29 protein-coding genes are annotated in these 25,082 nt (G+C 52.6%); 13 read left to right on the forward strand and 16 right to left on the reverse strand.

The genetic code is table 11. The features are described from left to right. Together KKD83_02495 and KKD83_02500 are read right to left on the reverse strand one after the other, a co-directional pair. Positions 1-1,032, reverse strand: a 1,032-nt coding sequence (locus KKD83_02495; protein ID MBU2535020.1) for a tetrahydromethanopterin S-methyltransferase subunit A, incomplete at its 3' end; no start/stop codon positions are given. A gap of 105 nt (positions 1,033-1,137) precedes the next feature. After that, positions 1,138-1,296 (reverse strand): hypothetical protein, encoded by a 159-nt coding sequence (locus KKD83_02500; protein ID MBU2535021.1) that lies wholly within the window; start codon positions 1,294-1,296, stop codon positions 1,138-1,140. A 184-nt stretch (positions 1,297-1,480) separates the two neighbouring features. On the opposite strand from KKD83_02500, the gene KKD83_02505 reads away from it, so the two are divergent. Beyond that, positions 1,481-1,981, forward strand: a complete 501-nt coding sequence (locus KKD83_02505) for a C-GCAxxG-C-C family protein (protein ID MBU2535022.1) — start codon at positions 1,481-1,483, stop codon at positions 1,979-1,981. Here the strand turns inward: KKD83_02505 and KKD83_02510 are convergent. Further along, complete coding sequence (locus KKD83_02510; GenBank protein MBU2535023.1) at positions 1,978-2,700, reverse strand: RraA family protein; 723 nt, start codon at positions 2,698-2,700, stop codon at positions 1,978-1,980. The two genes, KKD83_02505 and KKD83_02510, sit on opposite strands and share 4 nt — an antisense overlap. A 168-nt stretch (positions 2,701-2,868) precedes the next feature. Between KKD83_02510 and ggt the strand changes: the two genes are divergently transcribed. After that, positions 2,869-4,479, forward strand: a complete 1,611-nt coding sequence (ggt, locus tag KKD83_02515) for a gamma-glutamyltransferase (GenBank protein ID MBU2535024.1) — start codon at positions 2,869-2,871, stop codon at positions 4,477-4,479. A 216-nt stretch (positions 4,480-4,695) separates the two neighbouring features. After that, positions 4,696-5,136, forward strand: a complete 441-nt coding sequence (locus tag KKD83_02520) for a nuclear transport factor 2 family protein (GenBank protein MBU2535025.1) — start codon at positions 4,696-4,698, stop codon at positions 5,134-5,136. 6 nt (positions 5,137-5,142) lie between these two features. On the opposite strand, the gene KKD83_02525 is transcribed toward KKD83_02520, so the two are convergent. From KKD83_02525 to KKD83_02540, 4 genes are read right to left on the reverse strand one after another with little or no spacing between them, the layout of a single operon-like run. Next, positions 5,143-6,111: an NAD-dependent epimerase/dehydratase family protein gene (locus KKD83_02525; protein MBU2535026.1), complete on the reverse strand. Its 969-nt coding sequence runs from the start codon at positions 6,109-6,111 to the stop codon at positions 5,143-5,145. Positions 6,112-6,148: 37 nt separating this feature from the next. Then, complete coding sequence (locus KKD83_02530; GenBank protein MBU2535027.1) at positions 6,149-7,324, reverse strand: hypothetical protein; 1,176 nt, start codon at positions 7,322-7,324, stop codon at positions 6,149-6,151. A 40-nt stretch (positions 7,325-7,364) separates the two neighbouring features. After that, a complete protein-coding gene (locus tag KKD83_02535) occupies positions 7,365-7,598 on the reverse strand; it encodes an Lrp/AsnC ligand binding domain-containing protein (protein ID MBU2535028.1) in 234 nt (77 codons plus the stop codon). Positions 7,599-7,639: 41 nt separating this feature from the next. Further along, positions 7,640-8,551 carry a methionyl-tRNA formyltransferase gene (locus tag KKD83_02540; GenBank protein MBU2535029.1) on the reverse strand — a complete coding sequence of 304 codons (912 nt, stop codon included), beginning with the start codon at positions 8,549-8,551 and terminating at the stop codon, positions 7,640-7,642. Between the two features lie 218 nt (positions 8,552-8,769). Between KKD83_02540 and KKD83_02545 the strand changes: the two genes are divergently transcribed. The 9 genes from KKD83_02545 (at position 8,770) to KKD83_02585 (ending at position 16,026) form a co-directional block, all read left to right on the forward strand. Beyond that, positions 8,770-9,888, forward strand: coding sequence for a 2-oxoacid:acceptor oxidoreductase subunit alpha (locus KKD83_02545; GenBank protein MBU2535030.1), 1,119 nt, complete (start codon positions 8,770-8,772; stop codon positions 9,886-9,888). Continuing rightward, entirely contained in the window at positions 9,888-10,640 is a 753-nt protein-coding gene (locus KKD83_02550) for a 2-oxoglutarate synthase (protein ID MBU2535031.1), read from the forward strand. Before KKD83_02545 ends, KKD83_02550 begins: the two co-directional genes overlap by 1 nt. Then, a complete protein-coding gene (locus tag KKD83_02555; GenBank protein MBU2535032.1) occupies positions 10,641-11,189 on the forward strand; it encodes a 2-oxoacid:acceptor oxidoreductase family protein in 549 nt (182 codons plus the stop codon). Between the two features lie 55 nt (positions 11,190-11,244). Next, positions 11,245-11,430, forward strand: coding sequence for a 4Fe-4S binding protein (locus KKD83_02560; GenBank protein MBU2535033.1), 186 nt, complete (start codon positions 11,245-11,247; stop codon positions 11,428-11,430). A 12-nt stretch (positions 11,431-11,442) separates the two neighbouring features. Next, a complete protein-coding gene (locus KKD83_02565) occupies positions 11,443-12,465 on the forward strand; it encodes a C-terminal binding protein (GenBank protein MBU2535034.1) in 1,023 nt (340 codons plus the stop codon). Positions 12,466-12,479: 14 nt separating this feature from the next. Further along, positions 12,480-13,661, forward strand: a complete 1,182-nt coding sequence (locus KKD83_02570) for an acyl-CoA dehydrogenase family protein (GenBank protein MBU2535035.1) — start codon at positions 12,480-12,482, stop codon at positions 13,659-13,661. A gap of 10 nt (positions 13,662-13,671) precedes the next feature. Further along, a complete protein-coding gene (locus KKD83_02575; protein ID MBU2535036.1) occupies positions 13,672-14,220 on the forward strand; it encodes a flavodoxin family protein in 549 nt (182 codons plus the stop codon). A gap of 10 nt (positions 14,221-14,230) precedes the next feature. Further along, entirely contained in the window at positions 14,231-14,686 is a 456-nt protein-coding gene (locus tag KKD83_02580) for a metallophosphatase family protein (protein ID MBU2535037.1), read from the forward strand. A gap of 68 nt (positions 14,687-14,754) precedes the next feature. Then, positions 14,755-16,026, forward strand: a complete 1,272-nt coding sequence (locus KKD83_02585) for an MFS transporter (GenBank protein ID MBU2535038.1) — start codon at positions 14,755-14,757, stop codon at positions 16,024-16,026. A 30-nt stretch (positions 16,027-16,056) separates the two neighbouring features. Here the strand turns inward: KKD83_02585 and KKD83_02590 are convergent, their stop codons facing one another. The 8 genes from KKD83_02590 to KKD83_02625 all read right to left on the reverse strand — a co-directional run bounded on the left by KKD83_02590 (position 16,057) and on the right by KKD83_02625 (position 22,131). Continuing rightward, positions 16,057-16,503, reverse strand: a complete 447-nt coding sequence (locus tag KKD83_02590) for a DinB family protein (protein MBU2535039.1) — start codon at positions 16,501-16,503, stop codon at positions 16,057-16,059. 14 nt (positions 16,504-16,517) lie between these two features. Beyond that, positions 16,518-17,288, reverse strand: coding sequence for a hypothetical protein (locus tag KKD83_02595; protein ID MBU2535040.1), 771 nt, complete (start codon positions 17,286-17,288; stop codon positions 16,518-16,520). Between the two features lie 25 nt (positions 17,289-17,313). Further along, positions 17,314-18,333, reverse strand: a complete 1,020-nt coding sequence (locus KKD83_02600) for an alcohol dehydrogenase catalytic domain-containing protein (protein MBU2535041.1) — start codon at positions 18,331-18,333, stop codon at positions 17,314-17,316. A gap of 226 nt (positions 18,334-18,559) precedes the next feature. Next, positions 18,560-19,669, reverse strand: a complete 1,110-nt coding sequence (locus KKD83_02605) for a hypothetical protein (GenBank protein MBU2535042.1) — start codon at positions 19,667-19,669, stop codon at positions 18,560-18,562. A gap of 227 nt (positions 19,670-19,896) precedes the next feature. Then, positions 19,897-20,361: a hypothetical protein gene (locus KKD83_02610; GenBank protein ID MBU2535043.1), complete on the reverse strand. Its 465-nt coding sequence runs from the start codon at positions 20,359-20,361 to the stop codon at positions 19,897-19,899. A gap of 168 nt (positions 20,362-20,529) precedes the next feature. Beyond that, positions 20,530-21,024, reverse strand: a complete 495-nt coding sequence (locus tag KKD83_02615) for a prepilin-type N-terminal cleavage/methylation domain-containing protein (GenBank protein MBU2535044.1) — start codon at positions 21,022-21,024, stop codon at positions 20,530-20,532. 4 nt (positions 21,025-21,028) lie between these two features. Then, positions 21,029-21,469, reverse strand: coding sequence for a hypothetical protein (locus tag KKD83_02620; protein ID MBU2535045.1), 441 nt, complete (start codon positions 21,467-21,469; stop codon positions 21,029-21,031). A gap of 206 nt (positions 21,470-21,675) precedes the next feature. Then, on the reverse strand, positions 21,676-22,131 hold the full coding sequence (locus KKD83_02625) for a YbaK/EbsC family protein (GenBank protein ID MBU2535046.1): 456 nt from the start codon (positions 22,129-22,131) through the stop codon (positions 21,676-21,678). Positions 22,132-22,279: 148 nt separating this feature from the next. On the opposite strand from KKD83_02625, the gene KKD83_02630 reads away from it, so the two are divergent. After that, complete coding sequence (locus KKD83_02630; protein MBU2535047.1) at positions 22,280-23,716, forward strand: amidohydrolase family protein; 1,437 nt, start codon at positions 22,280-22,282, stop codon at positions 23,714-23,716. A 42-nt stretch (positions 23,717-23,758) separates the two neighbouring features. Here KKD83_02630 and KKD83_02635 read toward each other — a convergent pair whose 3' ends face one another. Continuing rightward, the gene (locus KKD83_02635) at positions 23,759-24,919 is read right to left on the reverse strand and encodes an iron-containing alcohol dehydrogenase (GenBank protein MBU2535048.1); all 1,161 of its coding nucleotides are present in this window, start codon (positions 24,917-24,919) and stop codon (positions 23,759-23,761) included. Positions 24,920-25,082: the final 163 nt, after the last annotated feature.

The following is a 25,082-nucleotide window of genomic DNA, read 5'->3' on the forward strand; positions in this document are numbered from 1 at the left end:
CGCTACCTTTACTTCTTCCTCCACTTCAGGGACGGGTGCGAGAGCTGCCTCGGCTTCTTCAGGCAGCAACTTGGCAATATCGGCAAGCTCTTCAGACACCTTGATAAGGCGTTTTTTCAAAAGGGAAAGGAGCCCTGGTTCAATAGCTTCTTTCCCTTCAACCCTTTTTCCCACCCTGGCTTTATCGGCAACCTCTTTGACGGGCATATCCCCTTCCTCTGCTTCAATCTTTTTAACGACATCATCGAGCTCCCACCCCTCAACCGCCTCAGGATGTGCCACTCTCCCCGTAAGCCTAGTGGCTATCCCCGTCTCACAGTAGGCTCCTGGGTCACGGAGCATGTGCTCTTTGAAGGCAGTTGGCTCCTCTTGGTAGCACGACCAAACAGCCTTCAGTAGTACTTGTGGGTCCATTTCGCCTATAAGGTCTACTAAAGTGACCTGCTTCCGAAACCGCTCGATGGCCTCTAATGATATATTGAAAAGATACGGAGTCACGGCCTGAGAGCCAATGATGGTGCGCTCTTCGTTGATGCCGTTGACGAGAAGGGCCTTAACGGCACTGCCTGCCTGATGCCCTGCCACCTCCTCACCGCAAAGAACCAGATAGCGAACATTTGGGTTACCCACCACATTACAAATGATTTTTTCTATCCCGATGTTCTCAGTTTGCAGTGTGCCCGATAACGCCGCGCCTGTTTCAATGGGCACTCTCACCAGCTTCTCAATTTCTGGCGGGATGCTTTGCACCTCCGGTGGCAACGTTCCGTAAGGCGCATTTAGCAACACCACCACGGCCACTGGTGAGTAATCGTTCCCGCGTAGAAAACAACCTTCTTCTGCGGGATAGTCTACTATCGGTGGCACTTTCAGCATCTCAGCCACCGGCACCTTTTTCTTAATGGTGGCTTTCAGGGTCTCGGCATCTCCGTCCAGTTGAACAATCTCGCAATTTTCTGCGGCTACGATTTTTTCCATCGTCTCCTGAAGCGGAGCATAGAACATGACCTCTATGGCGCTGTCAACCGCCAAATCCTTCAGGTATTGACCAATACCTGCCTCTTCCAGTCAGCAGCTGGTTCTTTTGTCCTGTAGTTCGAGCAGACTCATCTGACTAAGCCTCCGTTGGTAAGCATTCTACACCACCACGAGCTCTTTTTCAATCCGTTGCCCCTGTTCTCCGAAGGCCTCTCGCCTCAGCATCTCCAGCGCCCACCAGATGTGAGGCGCCAGTCTGAGACCTCGCCAGATTTTGGAAGCGGTGATAAGGCTGGCATAGAGCAGCTCAGACGGCAAAGTTGTACAAAGACATCCAGTTTACCGCTGCACAAAAAGCCAGAATGTGCAATTATGGATTGTTGAACCTGTGATTCCGTCTGTACAAGAGTTTCGCAACAACCTCAACCTTGAAGTCAATAATGGTAATTGCTACAATAGGTCTGGCCATCAACCCGAGTTAAGCACAAAGGGGGTGGAACTTATGGCGAATAAAGCTGCCGAAAAAGCTTATGAACTTGGCAAGCACTATGAAAAGACCTATCGAGGCTGCAGTCAGTGCGTGATTGCCGCGCTCCAGGATGTTTTCGACGTCAGAAACGACGACATTTTCAAGTCGGCCACGGGGCTTTCCGGAGGCTCGGCGTTGTCAGGCGAGGGCGGCTGCGGCGCCTATGTCGGCGCCCTCATGGTCCTGGGCCATCTGGTAGGCCGGGAGAGGGACAATTTCGCCGACCCTGAAGGGGTTCGTTTCACGACCCACAAGCTGTCGAGGGAATTTTTCAACAAATTCATCGACAAATACGGTTCCATCGTCTGCCGCAATATCCAGACCAAGGTGCTGGGCCGGTACTACTATCTGGCCGACCCGCAGGAATTCCAGAAATTCCATGATGCCGGCGCCCATGATATCCACTGTCCGGAAGTCGTGGGCAATGCGGCGCGTTGGATGGCGGAAATCATACAGGACGCCAAACTGGTTTAACCGGGCAGGTCTTCCCGCTGCCAGGCCGCTTTTATCTGGGCAAACGTTTTCGCCGCCAGAACCTTGTCAGCGCGCTCCTGCTCTTTGGCGGTAAAAACATCGATGGTCCGGCAAATATCAGCCAGTTTATCTGCCGGGAATTTCACGGCACCGTTTTCGTCCATATGCACGATATCACCGGGGGCAACATCCATTGCGGCCACGGATACAGGAACGTTAATGGCACTTATCGCCATTTCACCATGTCCCGGCGTTATACCTGTGGTGAGATACTGCATCTCCAAAGGCCGTATTTCATCGATATCCCTGGTCGGGCCGTCGGTTACTACCCCCACCACTCCACAGGCCTTGAGGGCGATAGTCAATTGACCTCCCGCCAGGCCTACTTTGGGCTTTATCTCGGGTGGGAAGTCCTGCTTGATGACGAGGATTGTCGGTTTTTTCGCTTTCGCAATCGTTTCATACAGGTCGATGATAGACCAGCGCTGGTAAGTGGGGTTGGGCAAGGCGAAGGTCACCGTCACGGCATATCCAATCCTTGCGCTCAACTCAGGAAAGAGGCAGCGGACTGACTGGTCGGTGTACCAGTTCTGACGCCAGGGCTCGTAAAGTCCCAGACAGAGCGGGTTGTTCGGATACGTGGCGACGATATTGGTGACTGAGGGGGTATTGAAGCCACATAATTTTTCCAGCATTTCCTTTTCTGATAGCTCAGGCATATTCTCTCCTTTCCGTTTATTTCAACAATAGCCGTCCCATATTCTAACCCAATCGCACCTCGTTTTCCAAAAACATTGAAAATATCGGTCTTTGGAAAGGGGTCGGGACTGGTGTTATTATAGTAATGACGCTATTTAACCTGATAGAGGAGAAAAAGAGGTGAGCGCATGAAATATCTATTTCCATCACGTCGTACTGCGGTGACGAGCACCGGTGGTATGGTAGCATCAAGTCAATATCTGGCAACGCAGGCCGGTGTGAGCATACTCCAGCAGGGCGGCAATGCGGTTGATGCCGCCGTCGCCACTGCCGCCGCCCTGAACGTCGTTGAGCCGATGATGACCGGCTTGGGTGGTGACCTCTTTGCCCTGGTATATCTCCATCAGAGCGGGGAATTGAAAGCCCTGAATGCCAGCGGACGCGCCCCGTATGCGGCCAGCCTGGAAAAGATGAGAGGGCTGGGCTTTGGAAAGTTGCCGGAAACGGGTATCCATACCGTCACCATCCCGGGGACATTGGACGGCTGGTGTACCCTGCTTGAATCATGTGGCACCATGAAACTGGACCAGGTGCTGGCTCCAGCCATTGCCCTCGCCGAGAAGGGATATCCGGTTACCGAGATAACGGCTAACCGATGGCAGGACAGCCAGCCAAAGCTGGGAAAGGATGCGGTTGCTGCCCGGACCTACCTGCTCAAGGGAAGGGCACCTGAACCCGGCGAAATATTCGTGCAACCTGACCTGGCGAGTACCCTGAAAAAAATCGCGCGTGAGGGGCGGGATGTCTTCTATCGGGGCGAAATCGCCGAGGCAATCATGGCCTGCTCTCAAAAGCACGGCGGACTGCTCGCCATGAAAGACCTGAACGACCATACCTCCGACTGGGTAACGCCCATCAGCACGGATTACCGCGGATACGAGGTGTTCCAATGCCCGCCGAACGGGCAAGGTCTGGTTACGCTGCTCGCCCTGAACATGCTGGAAGGCTACGATATAAAGTCTATGGTGCACAACTCACCGGAATACCTGCATCTGCTGATAGAAGCGCTGAAGCTGGCTTTTGCCGATGCCGATAGATACGTCGCTGACCCCGATTTTGTTAGCATCCCTTTAAATCAACTGCTCGATAAAAAATACGCAGACAGTAGACGAAGCCTGATTCGTGGAGATAGGGCAGGGCAGAAGGTAAAGGCCGGTGTTCCAGATAAAGAAGGAGACACGGTTTATCTGGCGGCGACGGACAGAGATGGCAACAGCATCTCGCTGATAAACAGCCTGTACCAGGCCTTCGGCTCCGGCGTCGTTGTCGAGGGGGCGGGCATCTGCCTGCAGAATCGCGGCGCTCTATTTTCCCTTGAGAGCGACCATCCCAACTGCATCGCCCCGCACAAGCGACCGTACCACACCATCATCCCGGCCATGGTCTTCAGGGATGGCAGGCTGTTTCTTACCTTTGGCGTTATGGGTGGCTTCATGCAGCCGCAGGGGCAGGTACAGGTGCTGCTCAATATCATCGATTTCGGCATGGACGTGCAGACAGCGCTGGACGCGCCGAGGTTCAGGTATATTTCAGCCAGCAATGAATGTGTCTTTGAACCGGGGATTCCGGACAACATCCTCCAGGCACTGGCGGAAAAGGGACACAGTGTCGCCCGTCTGAACGACCCCTACTCCCAGCAGTTCGGCGGGGGGCAGATAATCATGGTGCATCCTGAGAACGGGGCGCTTATTGCCGGCTCTGACCCGCGTAAAGATGGCTGTGCCATGGGGACATGGTAGCTGTTTCCCCGCATTGTGTTTTCAGCACATGGCGGATTGAAAAAAATTATAAAGATATTGACAATAGCTGAATTAGGGCTATAATTAATGACACCTGTGGTGATATTACCTTAAGAACTGGTTGAGGTGAATGGTGCAAATGAAGGCGCCGGTACCGCTCAGTATAAGTGTGGTTGCTGGCGTTTTTTTATTTAGTTCATAAAGGAGGTAAATGAAATGCCGGAAGAAAAAATCCCCTCTATCATGCGTGAGTTCGTCAAAACTATGTCGGATGGTGACGCGGAGAAGACGCTCGCCTACTTCGCTGAAGATGGCGTCTGGGTAAACCCCGGTGGCACTTTCAGAGGCAAAGATGAGATACGACGTTACACGGCATGCCTGTACGACCAGATGAAGGATATCAAAGTCAAGGAATGCGGTAACGGCATCATTGTCCAGGGAAATAAGGCCTTTTTTGAGCATGAGATAACCGGTACCATGGGGGGCAAAAAGGCAACCATCCTGGCTATGTGTGCCTATGAGTTTGAAGGTGAGAAAATCAAAGAGACCAGGACAACCTACGATAGGCTTGCTATGGCACAGCAGGCAGTCAAGGGCTGGCTGCCCAAGATGATGGTCAATCTGATTGCCAAGCAGGCGGAGAAGGGTCTACGCTAATTAATTTCAGGCCAATCCGTAGAACTCGGGTCTGGTGCGCACCTCATTGATGAAGTCGGCCACCATGTCTTCCAGATTGTTGAACAGTGGCTGCCAGCCCCATTCCTCACGTGCCCGGCTATCATCTATCGTCTTCATGGTCTGGTTCTTATGGAATGCCATGACCACCGGGTCCGGCTTGTAGGTGACCTTGAGGTCGGGGATGAATTTCTTGATGGTGAGCTCCAGTTCCTTGGCCGTAGGCGCCGGCGAGAATTCGCTGATGTTATAACAGACCGTCTTGATATTCTCCCCGGGTGCCTCATAGAGCAGCAATGTGGCGTGGATGGCATCTTTGAAGTAGGTGAGGGGACTATATGCGTCCTCGGTGACAAAGCACTCATATGGCCTGCCGAGGGCGGCGTTTTCAATCATCCAGGCATTGTACTGGACAATCCCCGGCGTCTTTACCCCCGGGCCGATAACCCCGCAGTAACGCAGGCTGCGAAAGTCAAGGTCGAACCGGCGGCGGTAGAACCTGCCGAGGAGCTCGCCGTAGACCTTGCTCGCACCGTACATAGTAATCGGCCGCTGCAGGGTTGTGTCGGTAATGACCTCACCCGTATCCAGACCGTAGGAGGCGATGCTGCTGGGAAAGATAACCTTCTTCACCCCGAAAAGCCGGGCGGCCTCCAGTACGTACATGATGCCGGCAACGTTGGTCTGGAATGAGCCCCAGGGATTTCCCTCCGAGGGAACACTGAGCATGGCACCGAGATGGAAGATATCTTCCACCTTATTATCTTTGACCACATTCATCACTTCAGGCCAGACTTTAAGGTCGCCCTGAATGATTTTGACATTGTCCTTTATATCGGCCACGCGTTCCGGCCTGACAGCAATATCGAACAGGATAACATCCTGCCCTTTGGCTACAAGCTCATGCGCCAATCCGACGCCGATAAAACCCATGCCTCCGGTGATAAGTATTGGCATACCTGTATCAGCCTCCGTCCTGGTTCAGTGGTATCGCCTATTCCGGTAATTTGTCCTTACCGGCTATTTCCCTCAGCAGGTTAATGTAGTAACGAAAGCCTGCCAGAGGCACGTCAGGTGGTACCACGTGGTCGAGACAGGGGAAGTAGCCGCCGGTCTCCACAAGATAGGGCACTTTGGACATTACCTCTTCGTGTATGGCGTCCTTACCTTTAGTAAATACCCGCTTATCGATATTGCCGCCGAGGATGATATCTTTGCCGTACTTCTTCCTCCACACAGCGCCGTCCATCCGGGAGGCCACCTCTAACGGCCACGGGAAATTGACACCGACCTCCATCCAGAGAGGTATCAGTTCGTCGATATTGCCGTCGCTGTCCACGTGGAGGATGTCCACCCCCTGGCTGCGGAGATAGTCGGTGACCTGACGGTAGCGCGGCATCTCGAACTTGCGGAACATATCCGGCGAAATCAGGGGGCCGCTCTTGTAGGCCATGTCTTCCCAGAAACGAACGCAGTCGATTTTCATGTCCTTCAGTACCCGCTTGGCCACTTCCAAATCAAGATAGAGCACCTGGTCCATCATATCCTCAACCAGCTTGGGGTCGTCATAGAACATGTAGAGCAACTGCTCCAGGCCGGTCCACTCACGCAGCACGCCGAAGAAACCCTCCAGCAGGAGCATGGTGGGGACGTCCTCACGATTTCTTTGCTCCACATACTCATCCCAGGGTGAGGGCCAGCGTTCGGGAGTGTGTGGGTCAAGGCGTTTTTTGTATTCATTCCAGGTGGCCCTGTCCTTGACGGGGCGGTCCAGATATTTGGGCATGCGCCAGGGGTGCTCTTTGGAGACCTCAACTAACGAGCCACCATAGGTTGTTTCCACACGGTGGCGCTCGTCTTCCCGGATAACCTTGATTTCAAAGACGGGCATGACCGGCGGGGTAACGTGATAAGCGCCCAGGCTCTGCGCAGAAGCAATCGCCTTTAAATCAGAGCGGTTATGTTCCGAAATGATTTCCTGCAGGCCATGGAGGTGTTCAAATCCGAAGTATTCGTTAAGACCTTCCTGTGTTCTAATTGATTCCGGTGCGCCCTGCTTAATCCATTCGTCGAGCGTGTCTGCCCAGCAGCGGTGAAACCAGTCCATGACCATGAAATCGCCCAACCTCTCCCCGCGGCAGATAGCCTTAAAGCGCTCACGATCGGTCATTTTTCACCTACCCTAATAGCATTAATAAAAAAAATAGCAACTACAACTCGCCCTGCACCAGAGTCTCCGTGTCCTGGACGCCCTGAATGCCGCGGATTTCACCGATAATTATACGGGAAAGCTCGAAAAGGCTCTTCGCTTCGGTGGTGGCAATGGCATCCCAATGTCCGAAAACTAGGTCGACTTCAGATACACCGGGAATGGCGCGAATTCGTGATAGGGCATCAGACTCCAGGCCGGGGACAAGTTTTATGAGCAAATACCCTTTTATCATCACCGTGCCATTATACTCCCGAGATATGGCATTGGCAAGCGCTATTCGCCCAAACGGTTACCTAACGCGAGACCCGATTGGGCAATGAAGTCGGCGGCGGCTATCTTTGGCGAGCCTTTAGGCTGTACTCGTTTGATGAGTATAGCGCCGCCCGGCGCCGCCACCAGAAACCCCGATTCCGTAATCTCAATCACTTCGCCCGGCGCGCCCTTTATATCGCCAGTGCGCAGCTCTGAATCAAAGACCTTGAACTGGGTATCGCCGAGTCTCGTTGTAGCTCCGGGCTGGGGATTGGTGCCGCGGATGAGGTTGAAAATTTTCTGGGCCGGCTCGCTCCAGTCTATTTCCACCTGTGTACACAGACCTTCGTAGGTGGCCTGCGATTCGTCCTGTGGAATTTTTGGTGTTTTACCTTGTTTAATGAGTTCAATGCTTTCTTTTATTGCCTCAATGCCCATAGGGAAGAGCTTGTTAAAGTAGAGTGAACCCACGGTGTCGTCGGGGGCAATATCAACCTCTTTCTGCAGCAGAATTGGGCCGGTGTCTATACCTTTATCCGGCCAGAAGATGGTGAGGCCGGTCCTAGCTTCGCCGTTGATGACCGCCCAGTTGATGGCGCTGCCACCGCGGTGCCTGGGCAGCAACGAAGGGTGGTACTGTATGGTGCCGAGCTTGGGGCAATTCAGTATGGACTCGGGTACAATATCGGTAACGAAAGCCATCACGTTTAAATCCGGTTTTAACCGGGCATATTCTTCAAAGACTTCCGGGGCACGCATGTTTTCCGGCTGGAAGACGGGAATGTTGAGCTGAAGCGCCCGTGTTTTAAGCGGGTTTTCTCTGCCAGGGGTATCGGGGGTGGTGTAAACCCCGACCATCTCCTCCCCCATCTCGACTAATGCCTCTAAAATTTTTTCACCAAAGGCTGCCTGACCGATAAGGATGATACGCACCTGTTCATCTCCTATCCCAATAGCGCTAGACCATAATTTAATCCACATCCAATGATGTGTCAAATTGACAACGCTGACAGACCTGGCCAGCAGGAAGATGTCGACGCTATATTAAAGCAGGGTTAGCCAAATCCTGCAGTTCTGGTGTAAAATTATGGCGGTGTATAACTTCAGAGAATAACGGAGTCGTCTTTTTGGGAATTCAAAAAGCAAACAGTATGCTTTCTCCGGGAAGCTACTACTTCTCCGGGGATGAGGCGGTGGCCGAAGGTGCTATTGCGGCGCGATGCGGCTACTGTGCTGGCTACCCGATTACACCGGCTACCGAGACGCTGGAGCGACTTTCCATCAGGTTTGGTGAAGTGGGGGCGGTATTTATGCAGATGGAGGATGAGATTGCCTCTATCTGTTCCTGCATCGGGGCATCATGGGCGGGTGCCAAGGCGATGACCATCACCTCCGGACCCGGTTTCAGCCTGATGCAGGAAGCGATTGGCTACGCTGTATTTACCGAAACGCCACTCGTTATCGTTGATGCGCAGCGGTCCGGCCCCAGCACCGGCCAGGCGACCCGGGTGGGCAGCGGGGATATCATGCAGGCCAAGTGGGGCTCGCACGGTGATTATCAGGTCATTGCCCTTTCACCATGGTCGGTGCAGGAACTGTACGACCAGACCATCAGCGCCTTCAACCTTGCCGAGCGTTTTCGAGTCCCTGTTTTCGTTATGGCCGAAGAGGCAACCGCCCACCTGCACGAACGGATAGAGGTCGGTGCTGAGGTTGAACTGTTCAGCCGCGAGAAAAAGCCGGGCGCACCCCCATTTGATACAAAAGAGGAAGACGGCATTCCGCCGATGCCCGCTTTCGGTGACGGTGAGAAATTGCTCATTACCGGCTCCACCCATGACGAGTGGGGCGTGAGGAAAATAACCCATCCGGAAATCCACCGCAAGCTGGTGACCAGACTGCACAAGAAAATCTTGAATCGAAGCCAGGAAATCATCCAGTACGATGGTCATTATCTGGGCGATGCTCAAATAGCTGTCATCTGTTATGGCTTCACCGCCAGAAGCGCCCTGTTCGCTGTGGAGCAATTGCGCGCAGAAGGCAAAAAAATCGGCGTGCTGCGCCTGAAGACGCTCTGGCCCTTTGCCGGTGAATTGGTTAAGGATATCGGGTCCAGGGTGGAAAAAATCTTTGTTCCGGAAATGAATATGGGTCAGGTGGCCGGTGAGGTCAGGAAATACGCTGCCTGTGAGGTGCTGTCCTACGGCCAGGTCACAGGTGAAGTCATCCACCCGCACACGATTATGGAGCAGTTGAGGGGGCTCGTATAGTGGTCAGAGAACTGGAGAAATACCTGCGTCCCGGAATCGGGGTTACCACCTACTGCCCCGGCTGCGGTGAAGCGATTCTACAGGGGCTCATCTTAAGGGCGATAGACGAGCTCAAGCTCAATATGGATGAGATGCTGTTTGTCTCGGGCATAGGCTGTGCCGCCTGGATACCGAGCCCGTATTTTAATGCCGATTCGCTGCATACGCTGCACGGTCGGACCATTGCCTTTGCCACCGGTGCCAAGATGGTCAACCCGAAATTGAAGGTCATGGTGATATCCGGCGATGGCGACCTCGCCGATATCGGCGGAAACCATCTCATTCACGGTGCGCGCCGGAACATGGATATGACCGTCATCTGTGCCAATAACCAGAACTACGGCATGACCGGCGGCCAGGTTTGCGCCACCACACCAGAAGGGGCTCTAACCATGACCACCCATCAGGGCAATCCATTTCGACCTTTTGACCTCTGCCGGCTGGTTAAGGCAGCCGGGGCGGTCTACGTGGCCCGCTATGCCGTTACCCAGCCCATGGCGATGATACGGGGCATCAAGAAGGCCCTGCAAACGGAAGGCTTCACCTTCATCGAGGCGCTAACTCCCTGTCCGGTGCAGTTCGGCCGCCGGAATAAACTGGGCAAACCGGCGGAGATGCTCAAAGACCTGATGTCCAGGTGTGTTTCCGAGGAAAAAGCGGAAGCACTATCTCCTGAAGAATTAAAGGACAAAATAATCACCGGAGAACTATAGGTGGGTGGCATCAAACAGGTATTGATATGTGGCTACGGCGGCCAGGGGATTGTCCTCGCCGGCACGATTCTGGGACAGGCCGCTTTCAATGATGGGAAATGGGTGGGCGGCACTAACTCCTATGGCGCTGCCTCGAGAGGCGGTGCCTGTCGTGCTGAAGTGGTTATCTCTGACCAGCCAATTAGCTATCCATACGTCATTGAAGCCGATATATTAATCGCTATGTACCAGACAGCCTATAGCAGATACATTGGGCAGGTAAGAAGTGAAGGAGGCATCGTTGTTTACGATGACCACTTCGTCTCTCCCGGTGAAGTCGATGGCTTGAAGCAGGTGCCGATTCCGGCAACGAGGACAGCCATCGAAGAGTTTAAAAGCGAAATCGTGGCCAACATGGTTATACTGGGGGCCGCGGTGGAGGTTACCGGCCTGGTAACGAAAGACGCCCTGCGCTCGGCGGTTGCCGGGACGGTAGCGGAGAAACTCAGAGAACTCGATTTGAAAGCGGTGGAGGCGGGTTTCACGCTGGGAAGCGGGAAATCCGTTTAGAGACCATTATCGTGAAAGGTGATAGACGGGCATGCCGGTAGAAGGCAGAACACATATGCCGATTATAGAGCACGGTAAGTGTAACCAGTGCCGGATGTGCCGACTTCTCTGTCCTGACCTGGCCATGACCCTGAATGAAGAAACAGGCCAGATTGAAATCGACCTTGATTTCTGCAAAGGTTGCGGCATTTGCGTGGCTTTTTGCCCCAAAGAAGCAATCAAGATGAAACTGGAAAAATAACCGGAGGTAGAAATGGCTTTTAAAGCAGTCATGGTGGTGGCCAACCCGATGATTCCGCATGATGAAGCGGACTACCGCAGAATCGGGGTGGAATTTATCACCAGTCCATGCCAGACGGAAGAGGAAATCATAGAAGCTGCCAGGGATGCTGATTTCGTCCTCACCTTCAAAAAACCGTTTACGGGCAAGGTCATGGAACAACTGACACGGTGCCGGATGGTCTACAACATCGGCACCGGCTACGAGACGATTGACCTGGAAGCGGCAACCGAGCACGGCATCTGCGTTTCCTATCCCGATGCTTACTGCAGTGAAGAAGTTGCCGAGCATGCCATGGCCCTGATTCTCGCCTGCGCCCGCAAGCTGGTGCGTCTGGACCGGGCGGTGAGAGAGGGGAAATGGGAGTCATATGAGAAACGTGAAATACGGTTCAATATTTTACCCCCGATTTTCCCGATTCGAGAGCAAACGCTGGGACTCATTGGTTTCGGACGGATTGCCCGGAAACTCGTCCCCAAAGCCAGGGGATTTGATATGCGGGTGCTCGCCTTCGACCCGTATATCGGCCAGGATGTCTTTGCCGAATACGGTGTGGAGGCAGTTGATTTACCGTACCTTATCGAGAATTCAGACTTTATTTCGGTGCACGCCGCCTTCACCTCCGATGCCAGGCACATGCTGGGAGCGGAACAGTTCCAGAAAATGAAATCGACAGCTTACGTCATCAACTGCGCCCGCGGTGAGTTTATCGACGAGGAAGCACTGTACGATGCCGTCACTCGAGGAGAGATTGCCGGTGCCGCGCTGGATGTGATTCAGGAAGAAAGCATGCCATCGAGCCATCCACTGCTCAAACCGGATAACATCATCATCACGCCGCACACTGCTTACTACTCTGAAGAATCCCTGGGCCGGCTCAGGAAACGGCCGTTTGAAGAGATAGCCCGCATGGTAAACGGCCAGTGGCCGCAGTGGCTGCTCAATACCGAGGTAAAGAAAAAGTTCGAGCAAAGATGGGGAAAACAGTCTGCATAAAGAGGTGAGTGGCAATGAAATTTCAGGGCGTTGACTATTATCAGATTGACGAATTGCTTTCCGAGGAAGAAAAGATGACCCGGACGCTGGTCAGGGAATTCCTCGAAAATGAAATAGAACCGCTGGTGGCCGATGCTTTCCACGAAGAGAAACCGCTGGACCTGGAGGTAATTGCGCCCAGGATGGGAGAGCTGGGCATGATTGGCGCTTTTTTCCCCGAGGAATACGGGTGCGCCGGCGCCAACTATGTGACCTTCGGCCTGGTGTGTCAGGAAGTGGAAAGAGTTGATAGTGCCCTGAGGACTTTCATCGCGGTGGAATCGGGGCTGGTGATGTACCCCATATGGCGCTACGGTTCCGAGGAGCAGAAGCAGAAATGGTTGCCGCTGGTTGCCCGAGGGGAAAAGGTGGGCTGCTATGGCCTGACTGAGCCGAATCGCGGCTCGGATGTCGCTTCGATGGAAACGGTGGCTAAAAAAGTAGCTGACGGTTGGGTGATTAACGGAACGAAACAGTGGATAAGTGAGGCGTCAGTGGCTGATTTCGCCGTTGTCTGGGCACAGACCGAGGAAGGCATCAGGGGTTTTATTGTGGAGAAGGGTACCGAGGGATTTACTCAAACCTTTCAGGCACGCAAAGGCTCGATGCGGGCCAGCGATGTCGGCGAGCTTGGCTTTTCCGACTGTAAGGTGACATCGGAAAGTATACTGCCGGAGGCGAAAGATCTGCGGGCACCATTCAGCTGCCTCAACCAGGCTCGGTATGGCATCTCCTGGGGTGCCATCGGCGCCGCTATGGACTGTTATGAGACGGCATTAAACTACACCAAGGAACGGGAGCAGTTTGGCGCCCCGATTGCTGCCTATCAGCTGGTACAGGAAAAGCTGGTCACCATGCTCATTGAGATTACCAAAGCGCAGCTGCTGTCTTACCGGCTGGGCAGGCTGATGGACGATGGCAAAGCGAGCCATGCCCAGATTTCCATGGCCAAGAAGAATAACGTTGCCACCGCCCGCATGTGCGCCCGGCTGGCGCGCGAGATGCTGGGGGCCAATGGCATCTCTCTGGATTACTCCCCCATTAGACATATGGCTAATATCGAGTCGGTTTATACTTATGAGGGTACTGATGATATCCATACCCTGATTCTGGGGCAGGATATCACCGGAATATCGGCATTCCGCAGGGAACTATAGGGAGGTCAGGTTGAAAATACTGGCTATTGTCGGCAGTCCCAGACTGAATGGTAATACCAATTTTCTGGTTGACCAGGCGCTTGATGAGGCGGCGAAACTAGGGGCAGAAACGGAGAAGATAGTACTCAGCCAGCATACCGTAAATCCCTGTCTCGGTCACGATAATTGCGCTTCCCTTGAGTCCTGCACTCAGAAGGATGATGCCGGCTGGATTCTGGATAAGTTCCGTGAGGCAGACGGGGTTATCCTGGCAAGCCCGGTTTATTACTACAATGTGTCCGCCCAGATGAAAGCGTTCATCGACCGAAATTACTTCCTCTACAAACATGACCAGAAATACATGGCCAGAGCAGTGGGTATCATCATAGTGGCCGAGCAGATAGGTATTGAGGATACCCTGTACACCTTGAGGCAATTCATTGCTGACTTCAATGTTGAGGAAAACAAGGTTTTCATCACCAGCGGCTATGCGGACCAGCCCGGGGAGGTAAAGGATAACCTGCCCCTGTTGGAAGAAGCCCGGGAGCTGGGCCGGAAAATGGCGGCAAGCCTGAAGTAGGAGTTGCGGATTGAAAATCGGTGTGATTTCAGATACGCATGCCCAGACTATGGAAGATATCCCGTGGTCAATCTTAAACGCGATGGAGGACGTTGACCTCATTGTACATACAGGGGATTTTACAGAAAGGGCGGTGCTGGAGGGGTTCAGGGAGCTCGGGGAGGTAAAAGCAGTTTACGGTAATATGGACTCGGGCGAGCTGAAGCGGATGCTGCCCGATAAGCGGACTATTGAGGTTGCGGGGAGACAGATCGGGCTTTCCCATGGCTCCGGGGGGCCGTGGGGGATGGCGGAAAGAGTGCGGCCATTGTTTGGCGATATTGACATTATCATCTTCGGGCACTCTCATTTATCATTTAATGAGTATATACGGGGAACGCTCATGTTCAATCCGGGGCGTGCCCGAGATTCCTATGGCATTGTGACCATAGAGAAAGAGATAGAGGCTGAGATAGTAAGGGTTTGAGTCGCCAAAAAACGGGTTCTGCCGATAATTCAGAACGAGGCACACCTGCGTCTGCCGAAAAGGGTGGTGTGGACAGGAGACCGCTCTTTTTTTACGGCTGGGTCATTGTCGGCATCGCCATAATCGGCATGATTCTGGTTTACGGCACGCGTCACTCCTTCTCCGTTTTTTTCCCACCCATTCTCGATGAGTTCGGCTGGAGCCGTGGCAGCACGGCGCTCATGCTTTCTCTGAATATTCTCATATACGGTCTCACGGCACCGATTGCGGGCAGCCTATGCGACCGCTGGAAGCCCAACCGGGTCATTATAATCGGCGCTACCGTGCTGGGGCTGGCCACAGCCGGCTGCGCTTTTGCCCGTGAACTGTGGCATTTTTACCTGTTATTCGGCTTTTTAATGCCCATAGGAACGGCATTCAGCGGCTGGCCGATGCTCGGGCCGACGCTGGTCAACTGGTTTGCCAAGAGGCGGGGTATGGTCATGGGCCTGGCGCAGGTGGGTGGCGGACTCAGCTTTACCTACGGCATGTTTGTTGAGTTCGTTATCGTTCAGGTAGGCTGGCGTTACACGTACTTCGTTATCGCCGGTATTGTCATTGCCGTTCTCGTTCCCCTTTACTTCTTTTTCTACCGTTATCGTCCGGAGAATAAAGGTCTTAAGCCCTATGGCGCTGATAATCAGTGGGCGGAAATTACCGCCAGTGCTACGGAAGACCGAAAATCTGTGCCCGGTGGCTGGACACTGCGGAAAGCATTGAGGACATATCAGTTGTGGTTCATGCTGGCATCCCAATCACTTTACTGGGGCGTTGGTGCCTATATGGTACTGGGCCATCAGGTCAAGTTTGCCGAAGACATTGGCTACAGCAGCACCTTCGCGGCATCTGTCTTCGCCCTCTTCGGTATTTTCGTGGCCGTGGGACAACTGTCCGCAGGCCTGTCCGACTGGATAGGGAGGGAGAAAACGATGACGCTCGCCGTCATTCTGACCCTGGGGGCGCTCACCGCTTTGATTTCGGTGCGTGATACGTCGCAACCCTGGCTTCTTTACCTGTACGCCATGTGTTTTGGCTACGGTGCCGGGCTGTGCGCACCGACCATCTATGCCGGACTGGCGGATATCTTTCATGGCCGGAATTTTGGTGTCCTGTCCGGGCTGCTGATGACTGGCTTCGGCATCGGTGGGGTAATCGGGCCATGGCTGGGTGGCTTCATCCATGACGTTACCGGGAGCTATAACAATGCCTTTCTTCTGGCCATGATGTGTTTCGCTCTTTCCGGCATTACCTTCTGGATTGCTGCACCGAGGAAAGCGGAAAAGCTGCGAGCTCAATTATGAGCTTTTCAAGGTTGAGTATCTCTTCAGATATTAATATCCCTGTTCCGTTCTCCAGGCGGCAATCTGTGCGGCATGTTCCCGGTAGTGGCCGATGGCATCAAGGCGAAGTCGCTTGGTGAAGCGAGGACTGGCAAAGGCGCTTTCAGGGACGTTCTCCAGGAATTGAACCAGCTTTTTATGGGTGGCCAGCAGCTCCTCTTTTACTCGTTTCAGGGGCAGATGTCGCTTGCGCGCCTGCTCTCTGGCGTTGAAAGCATCAATGCCCATGTAGCGCGGGAGCGGCTTGCCTTCCAGAATGAGAGGCAGGGCTTTCAGAGCTTCTTCTTCCCAGGTGGCAATATGGGCCATGACGTCGCGGGTTGACCAGTGACCTACGGCGCCCGGCAGAAGGAGAACATCTTCCGGCAATCCTTTCCATGTATTAAGGAGCGCCTGCCACTCCCGTTTCAATCTGTCCAACGTGCGCGCTTTTTTCACCACCGATAACCAGCCTAGCTGACGTTTATGCTTAGATTTTGCAGTATATTGCGCGCGGCGCTCCGTAATATGCTGGTCGTGTTCAGGCTGAAGAACCGGGCACCCTGCTGGATGAATTCCCTTATCTGTTCCGGACGGTCAGCATTGACCGCTCCCACCCCCACCACCTTGCCCGCAGCACACCCCTCATTGATGATGCGGTTAACAGCGTCTTGAATTTTCGGGTCGTCCAATTTACCCGGCACGCCTGAGGAGATGGAGAAATCAAGTCGGCCGATCCAGAGTACATCAAGGCCCTCCACGGTAAGTATCTCAGTTAGATTGTCAAGCGCTTCCATTTCCTCGACCATGGCGATTACCAAGGTTTCCCGGTTGGCTTCCCGGATATAGTCCACGACGGACATGCCGCTCAGGTTCATTGAGCGGCCACCGGCGCCGCGCTCGCCTTCCGGCGGATATTTAACTGCTCTGACGGCGGCTTCGGCGTCCTGTTTGGTATTGCAGTGGGGAAAGATGATGCCCATGGCCCCGGAATCGAGGAAGCGATTGGTAATCCCGGGGTCGCTGTTCGGCACACGTACTATGGGAGTCAATCCGGCAAGTTCGGCGGCCCGTATCATCTCCTGGCAGGACTCCTCGCTGGATGGCCCGTGTTCGAGGTCGAAGTAGACGAAATCAAAACCGAGGCCTGTCAGGTTTTCCGCAATGTGCGGCGAGGTAAAGTCCATGCGGACACCGATAGCTGTTTTGCCTGCCTTGAGCTTTTCCTTGGTAGCATTTTTCATTGACATTCTCCTTTTATCTCCTTGGCTAATCGCTGCACTTCAGCAGTACCTTCATGAAATTGGCCCCGCGTTCAATCTCCTCAAAGGTATCCTGTATCCTTTCCAGTGGACGCACGTCGGAAATCAATCGTTCGAAGGGAACAGCCCTGGCTGCAACCAGTGGAATTGCGGTCTCAAAGTCTTCCGGCTCATATAGCCTGACTCCTCGAAGCCTGAGTTCCCGCAAAAAAAATTGTCCCAGGCTCACAGGTACCGGCTCGGCAAAAATACCGACAATGACAATGCGTCCCCTTGTTCTGGCCAGCCGGGTCATCATTTCTGCGCCGGGCGCCAGTCCGGTTACTTCGAAGACAACATCGGCTCCAGCCCCACCGGTTTTCTCAGCTACATATGCCGGCAGGTCGGTCTCCTTCGGATTGACCACTTCCAGGCCGAATTCCCGGGCCAGGTTAATACGGAAAGGATTGATTTCAGAAACGAAGACATGTGCTCCCTTCAGTTTGGATTCCAGTGCCACCAGTATGCCAATAGGTCCGGCGCCAATGACAACCACATGCTCATTTTCGGTGACCTGCCCGAGGCGGACGGCATGTGCGCCCACCGCCACCGGTTCAACCAGCGCCGCCAGTTTGATGTCAATGTCATCAGGCAGGCGGTGCAGCGTTTCCGCCGGCACCGTCCAATTGCCCTGAAAACACCCCGGCGTGTCCACGCCGAGCACATTTATCTGATGGCAGACGTTGTAGTGCCCCATCTTGCAGGCCGGGCAGCGCCCGCAGGAAACCACCGGCCTGACCACCGCTTTATCGCCAAGCTTGAAATCGACGACGCCCTGGCCGACTTCGGCAACCGTGCCGGACATCTCGTGGCCGATGACCTGCGGCAGCGTGGTGCGGTGGTCCATATGCCCCAGATAGATATGGACATCCGTTCCGCAGATGCCGCCATAGGCGATATTCAGTCTGACCTCCCCGCGTCCCGGTGGCCGGGGAGGGGAATCACCAACGTAGAAGCTTTTATTTCCCTGGTAGAACGCGCCTTTCACAGTTACTCTCCATAATTGATTCTTATAAGGTGCATACACGGGTATGCAGGTCACTGTGGACACTAATATAGCATATAGAAAAACCCTGCACGTAATTATAGCATAAATTGAGGATTTGCCCGGGAGGGAGGAAGGGCTGCGTTGAAGATATTGAATGAACTTTTAGGGATAAAAAAGATATGATTTCAGGGAGTCAGGTTAACCGGCTGGTAAAATGATTTATCCCTTAATCATAGCTGTAGGTGAGCGGGTACAGCTCACTGCCGGGCAGGTCGGCACGGCCATGCAGCTTTTCGGAATACCATATTAAACTGTTATCCACAGTAACCTGGAGACCGCCTGCAGCGCCATATAACTCAAGGTTCTCTAATAAAACGGTACCATTAGGAGCATACAGGACTGCGTCTACAACAGGCCCTTGTAACGTAATATCCCCGTAAAGGGAAGTGATTACGGGAATATCTTCCGAGCCGTAACCCCCTCCAAGTATCTGGACATCCCCCTCGCAGATAATATGCTCCCTACCTTCAATATTACCGTTGTTGACTTGTAAGTAGCCATCAATATATAGAGGACCTGCCAGTACCACCGTCGTCCAGGCGTCTACTATCATGTTTCCGGTAACGTACTTGGGTCCCACATTATCAAAAGTACCCCCGCCACTAAATTCGAGGTTATCAACGGTGCCGCCTTCCTGGGCTATGGTCTTATACAGTTCAGCATTGGTGGTGGGGAAAGTTAAGTTATCGCTGCCTTGCGTGACGTTGCCGGTAACGTATCCTTCGCCAGTGATTGTGCCTACAGCGGAAGCATCACCCCATATCTTTCTTTCACCTTTCGGGGGTCCCGAAATATCTATATTGATATTGGAATGTATAGGTGCTCCAAGGCCCTGGTCAGGATGTGTATCCACATTTGTATTATTAATGGTGAGGTCCTGCTTTGCGGCCAGGGCATAAGCAAAGGAACCGTGGCTGATGTTCACAAATGACCTGATTGTGGTGCTGCCGCAGCCGCCACCGTGGGCGGTAGAGTTTATGGAATAAAGGCCGCCACCTATATACTCGATAGTAACATCTACCGTTCTGTCGTTTGCAGTAAAATTTTCCGTCACTGCTGATTCAGCATAAGCAGCAGCGTTATTATATATTTTACAGGTGGCATACTGCACGCCAGCATCGGCTGAGTAATCATTTAATGTTCGGCACTCGATTGTCTGATTGTAATTCAAGTTGGTAAAGACATGGTTCAGCACCGGAATCACCAGCAGACTGCCCACCGCCAGCAGGATAAGGGCGATTACTATGGTTTGTCCGGATTCTGACTTCCTGAACATCTTTATCACTCTATAAATATGATACTACATGCAACCCGATTAATGAAGATTCAAGCCATCAAAGCAATTATATACATATTAATTGCCTCAGAGCATTAGCTGGATTATGAAGATTTTTAAAGAGCCGGATAGAATGAATTTGACTGGCTGCGAGAGGAAAAAGGTAGCCCGGAATTAAACTCCGGGCTACCAATACTGAATATTTGCTCTTGAATTACGCCGAGCTATTATTTGTGCTTCTGTATGTTACCTTTTATTCCTTTTGACCAACTACCATAAATTTCAGGGCGCCCACTAATATCGTCAAAATAGATACTTATAACATCCGTGTTAGCTCCATTACCGCCGTCTTGTATAATAACGTAAAAATCTATTCCCGAACCCTCTAGCGTCCCATTTAACTGGGCCCCTAATGTACTAGGAATAACGTCAGTAATTGTGCCTTTTAACTTTAACCCAGAATTATGGTTAACAAGATTAAATTGCCCCTTTGCTTCACCATTTGTTATTTGTGCATTGAATCCAAATGATACTTTGTCTCCCGGCTGCGCATAGTCGTTTGGATAAGTCCAGTTAATAAATGTACCACCTCCGGTAACTTTGTCTCCGGGACCAGCGCTGACGCTGTATCCCGTACCGCCCATAACCAGTGCCACCATTAATAGACCGACCAGAATATATTTCGCTTTCATTTTTTCCACCTCCTAATTTACTTTAGGATACTTTGATTTTAATTGTTATATACCGTCCAGTCAAGGAAAAACGAGCCTAAAATATTACAATAGTATTACAACCCGTTACGATTCTATTAAACTAAAGTACTGTTCTAAAGCCAGAGTTCCTGATGCCCATTCCGTGAGCTATAACCTCTGGCCGACATCATATACCCTGGTGACTGATTCTCCCTCGCGGGTGGCTGTTACCGTAAGCCGGTAATATCCCAGGGTGGCGTTCACCGTACTGAAAGTGCAGTTATCCGCGTCCAGGTAATCGGCAATAAAGGTCTCTGAAATGAGGTTGTCCGAGGCGTCATAGAGCTGGCGTTTCAGCTTACTGCCCTCGAAGACATAATTAGCGCTGTTATCATTGTTCTCATTAATGTCAACCGGTAATCTTAGAGAAAGTGGAAAACCGTTTGGGTCGGTGGCGGTGACATTCCTCGATGTCTGAACATCGCGCGTAACCCAGAAGCCTGCGTTCTGTACCTGAGGCAGAGCTGTATTCTGCCCTGCCATCTGGCCATAGTTCAGGAACAATATGGTTATGGTCGCGGCAATTGCCCCTACCACCACTGCCATTATGGCCGAGCCGACCACAATTTCGAGCAGAGTAAAACCTTTTTGTCCTTTGCTCATCCCTTTAACCACTATGCCGATACGTTGTTATCTGCATTTTCTGCTCGTTATTTCGTCTGACCGTTATATTTATGCTCTGCAGTTCGAATGCACTACTATTGGCACTGATGACGGCTCCCGGTGTGCTTATATTAACTGAATAACCGGCTGCGGCTAAGTCAGAAGGGATTGTTATCAGTTCGTAGCTGGTTGCCGGATAATCAGGGTCGTAGTCGGCCACCAGGATATAGTCCTGAACCTTGATGTATTCTATCTGTGATTTGGCCAGGCTCTCTGAGGCCACCTTTTCCTGGCTTATACCTACGGCATTGAAGGTACTGGTCATGCCGTTGATGTAGGCAACCGCGATTATTCCGAGAAGAGCCAATCCGACGAGGATTTCAAGCAGCATCACGCCTTTCTGCCCCAGGTTAATGCCGCCTACCCTGCCTAGTATCCACCGCATGATACTGTTCCTCCGCCGCAACTTGTTATTCCCCCACCTCTAAAAAATAACCTTTTGTCTGTTAATATGTAAACTCAATAATAATAATATAAGAGATAGCCTGCAATTACAAGCTTCAGCTATAATCCCGAACGTGGTTGTAATAATATTGTAATGGAGCTGGCACGGCTGGCCAATGTGAACAGGTAAACTGGAAGGCATGCTATCTAATCGGTGGAAAGGTCGCAAATCCTGGCGGCAGTCAACCGGGCGATATCAGAACTCTTTAACTTAACCAGTTTGGACCGGGCGCCGCCGCCACACCAGACGTAATCACATTGCATGACCTTTTGGTCAATGTATACCGGTATTCTCTTTTTGTGACCCACCGGAGGTATGCCGCCAGTGGGGTAACCGGTGGCAGCTTTGGCAGCAACATCGGAAGCCAGCCGCACCGACTTCGAACCGGAGCAACGTTCCAGCTTGTGACGGCTCACATCGACATCGGCAAGTACCACCGCCAGCAGCGGTCTGGCATCCTGGTCAACGAAAACGATGGACTTGACAATCTCGCTCAAAGGCATGCCGCTGGCCTCAGCCGCCTCGGCGGCGTGGTGGGTGGCCCTTTTCTCTATGAATTCGAATTCAATCTTGTTGCTGACCAGAAAGGCGGCCAGGTTCATTAAACTGCCCACAGCTAGCAATTCTACACAGCAAAGATAACTTTTGCAATATATTTACGGGTAATAGAATTCGTCGGTGCTTGACAAATGCGGCGAGGCTCAATAAACTGCGCTTACCCGATGTTTTAAATAGTCAGGAGGAAATCCAATGGCAAAAGCTGATTGTGTCATCAGGGGAGGTCTGGTCGTCAGTGGGAAAGGGATAACCAGAGCGGATATTCTGGTGGGAAACGGGGTAATTCAGCAGGTGGGGGAAAACCTCGAAGCACCAAAGGCGATTGATGCTTCCGGTAAGTATGTGCTTCCCGGCATCCTGGATGTCCACAACCATCCCGTCTACGCCGACAAAATGGACACCTTTTCCATATCGGCGGCCTATGGCGGAGTTACCACGGTAATCCCGTTCTTTGGCAATCTGGCGGCGTGGGGCACACCCGGAAAGACCTCTGAGGTCATCAAAAGGATGATTGAGGAAGGGGAGCGAATATCCTATCTCGATTTCGCCGTCCATGCCGCGTTCTTTGCCGAAGATGACGTCAAAGCGGAAGTCCCGGAGCTGCTCAAGATAGGAGTGCCCTCTTTTAAGATGTTCATGACATATCCCAAAAGGGGCATGATGATGCCCGATGATAAAATGCTGGCAGCCATGGCGGTGGCGGCGGCCGACGGCGGCTTGGCCATGGTGCACGCCGAGAACGGCTATGCTATCGACTACCTCGTGGAAAAGTTCATTGCTGATGGCAAAGTTTCCCGGGAGTATTTCATGCCGTCGCAGCCAAATATTCTGGAGGTAGACGCGGTTCGAAAGGCGGCCACCTATGCTGCTCTCACTGACTGCCCTCTCTATTATGTGCACCTGAGCGCCCGTGAGATTCCCGAGATAATCACCGGCATGAAGCAGGAGGGGAGGCGCATTTATGGCGAGACCTGCCCGCAGTACCTGTCCCTGACCAACCAGTCTGTGCTGGAGAAGGGGGCCCTGGGCAAGGTAGGCCCGCCCCTGAGGGAAAAAGAGGACAACGAGGCGATCTGGCGGGGGCTGGCCAGCCATGCCATCGATACCGTGGCTAGCGATTCGTGCAATGTCAAAATGGAACAAAAAGAGTGGGGTGGGGCTTCCACGGATTTCATCAGCGGGTCGGAAGCCAAGCCAAAGCCGGGCAATATCTTTGAAGCACGCTTTGGCATGCCATCTGTGGAGCCGATGCTCCAGGTGGTGTACCACGATGGCGTGAATGGTGGACGCATCACTCTGCCGCGTCTGGTACAGACCATGTGTGAAAATCCGGCAAAGATATTCGGGCTCTATCCGAAAAAGGGCGTCATCCAGGAAGGCTCCGACGCTGATATAGTCGTGTTCGATCCGTCGCTGCCGTCTACTCTCAGCGCGGAGAAAATGCACAGCAATGCCGACTACACCCTCTTTGAGGGCAAGGAGGTTATGGGTGCCCCTGTCTTCTCCATGCAACGCGGCGAGGTGTTAATCGAAGACGGTCAGCTCAGGCGAAAGCAGGGCAGTGCCAAGTTCTTACCCGGGAACCGTGACCTGGCCGCCTATGCCAAGAATGGATTCCCGGTAGAATAAATTTGAACCGGTGATGTGTCAGGGCTTGCTTAACGGTATGTTTTACAGCGCTTTAGTATAGATGTCCTTGACATCATCTTCAGTCAGATTTCTCGGGTTGGGCACGAAAAGTCGGCTCAGCTTCATACCTCCCTCCACGAGTGCCGGGATGTCAGCTTTGGTAATACCGTAATCGCTCAACCTGGCCGGAATGTTAACGATTTCAAGCAGCCGGAATATATGAGCCACGAGCTTCTCGACTGCCTGGTAAGACGTGAGTCCTTCCGTGTTTTCCCCCATGGCCTGTGCAATGGCAGCGTATTTCTTTAAACTGCCGATCTTGTTGCAATCAACGACGTACGGCAGCATAACCGCGTTGGCTCTGCCGTGGGACAGATGATATTTGATACCCAGTATATTGGATAGCGCGTGAACCGCTCCCACATTACTGCTGGTGAAGGCCATACCGGCCAGGGTTGCGGCCAGGGACATATGGTATCTCGCTTCAATATTTTCTGCCTTGGCATATGCCGCTGGCAGGTATGCGGCAATTAGACGAACTGCCTCGAGGGACAAAACATCGGAGAAGGGCGTGGCAAGCGCCGAAACATATGATTCTACGGCATGAACCAGGGCATCGACGCCGGTATCGGCGGTTACCTTGGACGGCATTGATAACGTGAGCATGGGGTCGACGATGGCAACATCGGCCAGGTTCATATTACTGTGAACTGCCGCTTTCAGGTGCTGTGCCTCATCTACGACCACAATCACGCGGGTGACTTCGCTGCCAGTCCCGGCCGTGGTCGGAATCAGTATCTTGGGGAGTCCTCTCAGGGGAACCAGCTCTAGTCCGGCATAATCAAGAATCTTCCCTTTGTTCTTAACCACGATGGAAATACCCTTGGCAACATCCAGGGAGCTACCCCCGCCGACGCCGATAACGAGGTCTACTCCGTTTTCTACCGCCATCCTGGCACCATCATCAACGTTGCGGGCCGGCGGTTCGGCCTCCACCTGGTCGAAAATATCGAAATCTATATTATGGGCTTTAAGCGAGTCCTTTACGTCCGCCAGCAGGTCGGCTTTCACCACTCCCTTATCGGTAACAATGAGCGCCTTTTTCGCGCTTAACTGCTCTGCTTCCTTTCCCACCTGGCTGACGGTACCGTTCCCGAATATGACCTTGTTTGGCGACAGGAAAGTGTTCACTTTATTCATCATGGAACTACCTCTCTTTCTTTCATCGAAATTGGTATACCGCAACCATTTTAGTACGTAAAGCGTCAAGTATCAATAATGGTGCGTGAGAAAATTTAATAGATGGAGACGGGCAGAAGAAAAAATTAATTATCGAATCGGAAACGAATGGAAAATCTTATGTGTA

Source organism: Chloroflexota bacterium (genome assembly GCA_018829775.1).
Lineage (GTDB): Bacteria > Chloroflexota > Dehalococcoidia > Dehalococcoidales > RBG-16-60-22 > E44-bin89.

Bases quoted from the DNA above. Each gene is read 5' to 3' on its own strand.
- KKD83_02505 (MBU2535022.1), top strand. From the start codon at position 1,481: ATGGCGAATAAAGCTGCCGAAAAAGCTTATGAACTTGGCAAGCACTAT.
- KKD83_02510 (MBU2535023.1), bottom strand. From the start codon at position 2,700: ATGCCTGAGCTATCAGAAAAGGAAATGCTGGAAAAATTATGTGGCTTC.
- ggt (MBU2535024.1), top strand. From the start codon at position 2,869: ATGAAATATCTATTTCCATCACGTCGTACTGCGGTGACGAGCACCGGT.
- KKD83_02520 (MBU2535025.1), top strand. From the start codon at position 4,696: ATGCCGGAAGAAAAAATCCCCTCTATCATGCGTGAGTTCGTCAAAACT.
- KKD83_02525 (MBU2535026.1), bottom strand. From the start codon at position 6,111: ATGCCAATACTTATCACCGGAGGCATGGGTTTTATCGGCGTCGGATTG.
- KKD83_02530 (MBU2535027.1), bottom strand. From the start codon at position 7,324: ATGACCGATCGTGAGCGCTTTAAGGCTATCTGCCGCGGGGAGAGGTTG.
- KKD83_02535 (MBU2535028.1), bottom strand. From the start codon at position 7,598: ATGATAAAAGGGTATTTGCTCATAAAACTTGTCCCCGGCCTGGAGTCT.
- KKD83_02545 (MBU2535030.1), top strand. From the start codon at position 8,770: ATGCTTTCTCCGGGAAGCTACTACTTCTCCGGGGATGAGGCGGTGGCC.
- KKD83_02560 (MBU2535033.1), top strand. From the start codon at position 11,245: ATGCCGATTATAGAGCACGGTAAGTGTAACCAGTGCCGGATGTGCCGA.
- KKD83_02565 (MBU2535034.1), top strand. From the start codon at position 11,443: ATGGCTTTTAAAGCAGTCATGGTGGTGGCCAACCCGATGATTCCGCAT.
- KKD83_02570 (MBU2535035.1), top strand. From the start codon at position 12,480: ATGAAATTTCAGGGCGTTGACTATTATCAGATTGACGAATTGCTTTCC.
- KKD83_02595 (MBU2535040.1), bottom strand. From the start codon at position 17,288: ATGAAAAATGCTACCAAGGAAAAGCTCAAGGCAGGCAAAACAGCTATC.
- KKD83_02605 (MBU2535042.1), bottom strand. From the start codon at position 19,669: ATGTTCAGGAAGTCAGAATCCGGACAAACCATAGTAATCGCCCTTATC.
- KKD83_02610 (MBU2535043.1), bottom strand. From the start codon at position 20,361: ATGAAAGCGAAATATATTCTGGTCGGTCTATTAATGGTGGCACTGGTT.
- KKD83_02615 (MBU2535044.1), bottom strand. From the start codon at position 21,024: ATGAGCAAAGGACAAAAAGGTTTTACTCTGCTCGAAATTGTGGTCGGC.
- KKD83_02620 (MBU2535045.1), bottom strand. From the start codon at position 21,469: ATGCGGTGGATACTAGGCAGGGTAGGCGGCATTAACCTGGGGCAGAAA.
- KKD83_02625 (MBU2535046.1), bottom strand. From the start codon at position 22,131: ATGAACCTGGCCGCCTTTCTGGTCAGCAACAAGATTGAATTCGAATTC.
- KKD83_02630 (MBU2535047.1), top strand. From the start codon at position 22,280: ATGGCAAAAGCTGATTGTGTCATCAGGGGAGGTCTGGTCGTCAGTGGG.
- KKD83_02635 (MBU2535048.1), bottom strand. From the start codon at position 24,919: ATGATGAATAAAGTGAACACTTTCCTGTCGCCAAACAAGGTCATATTC.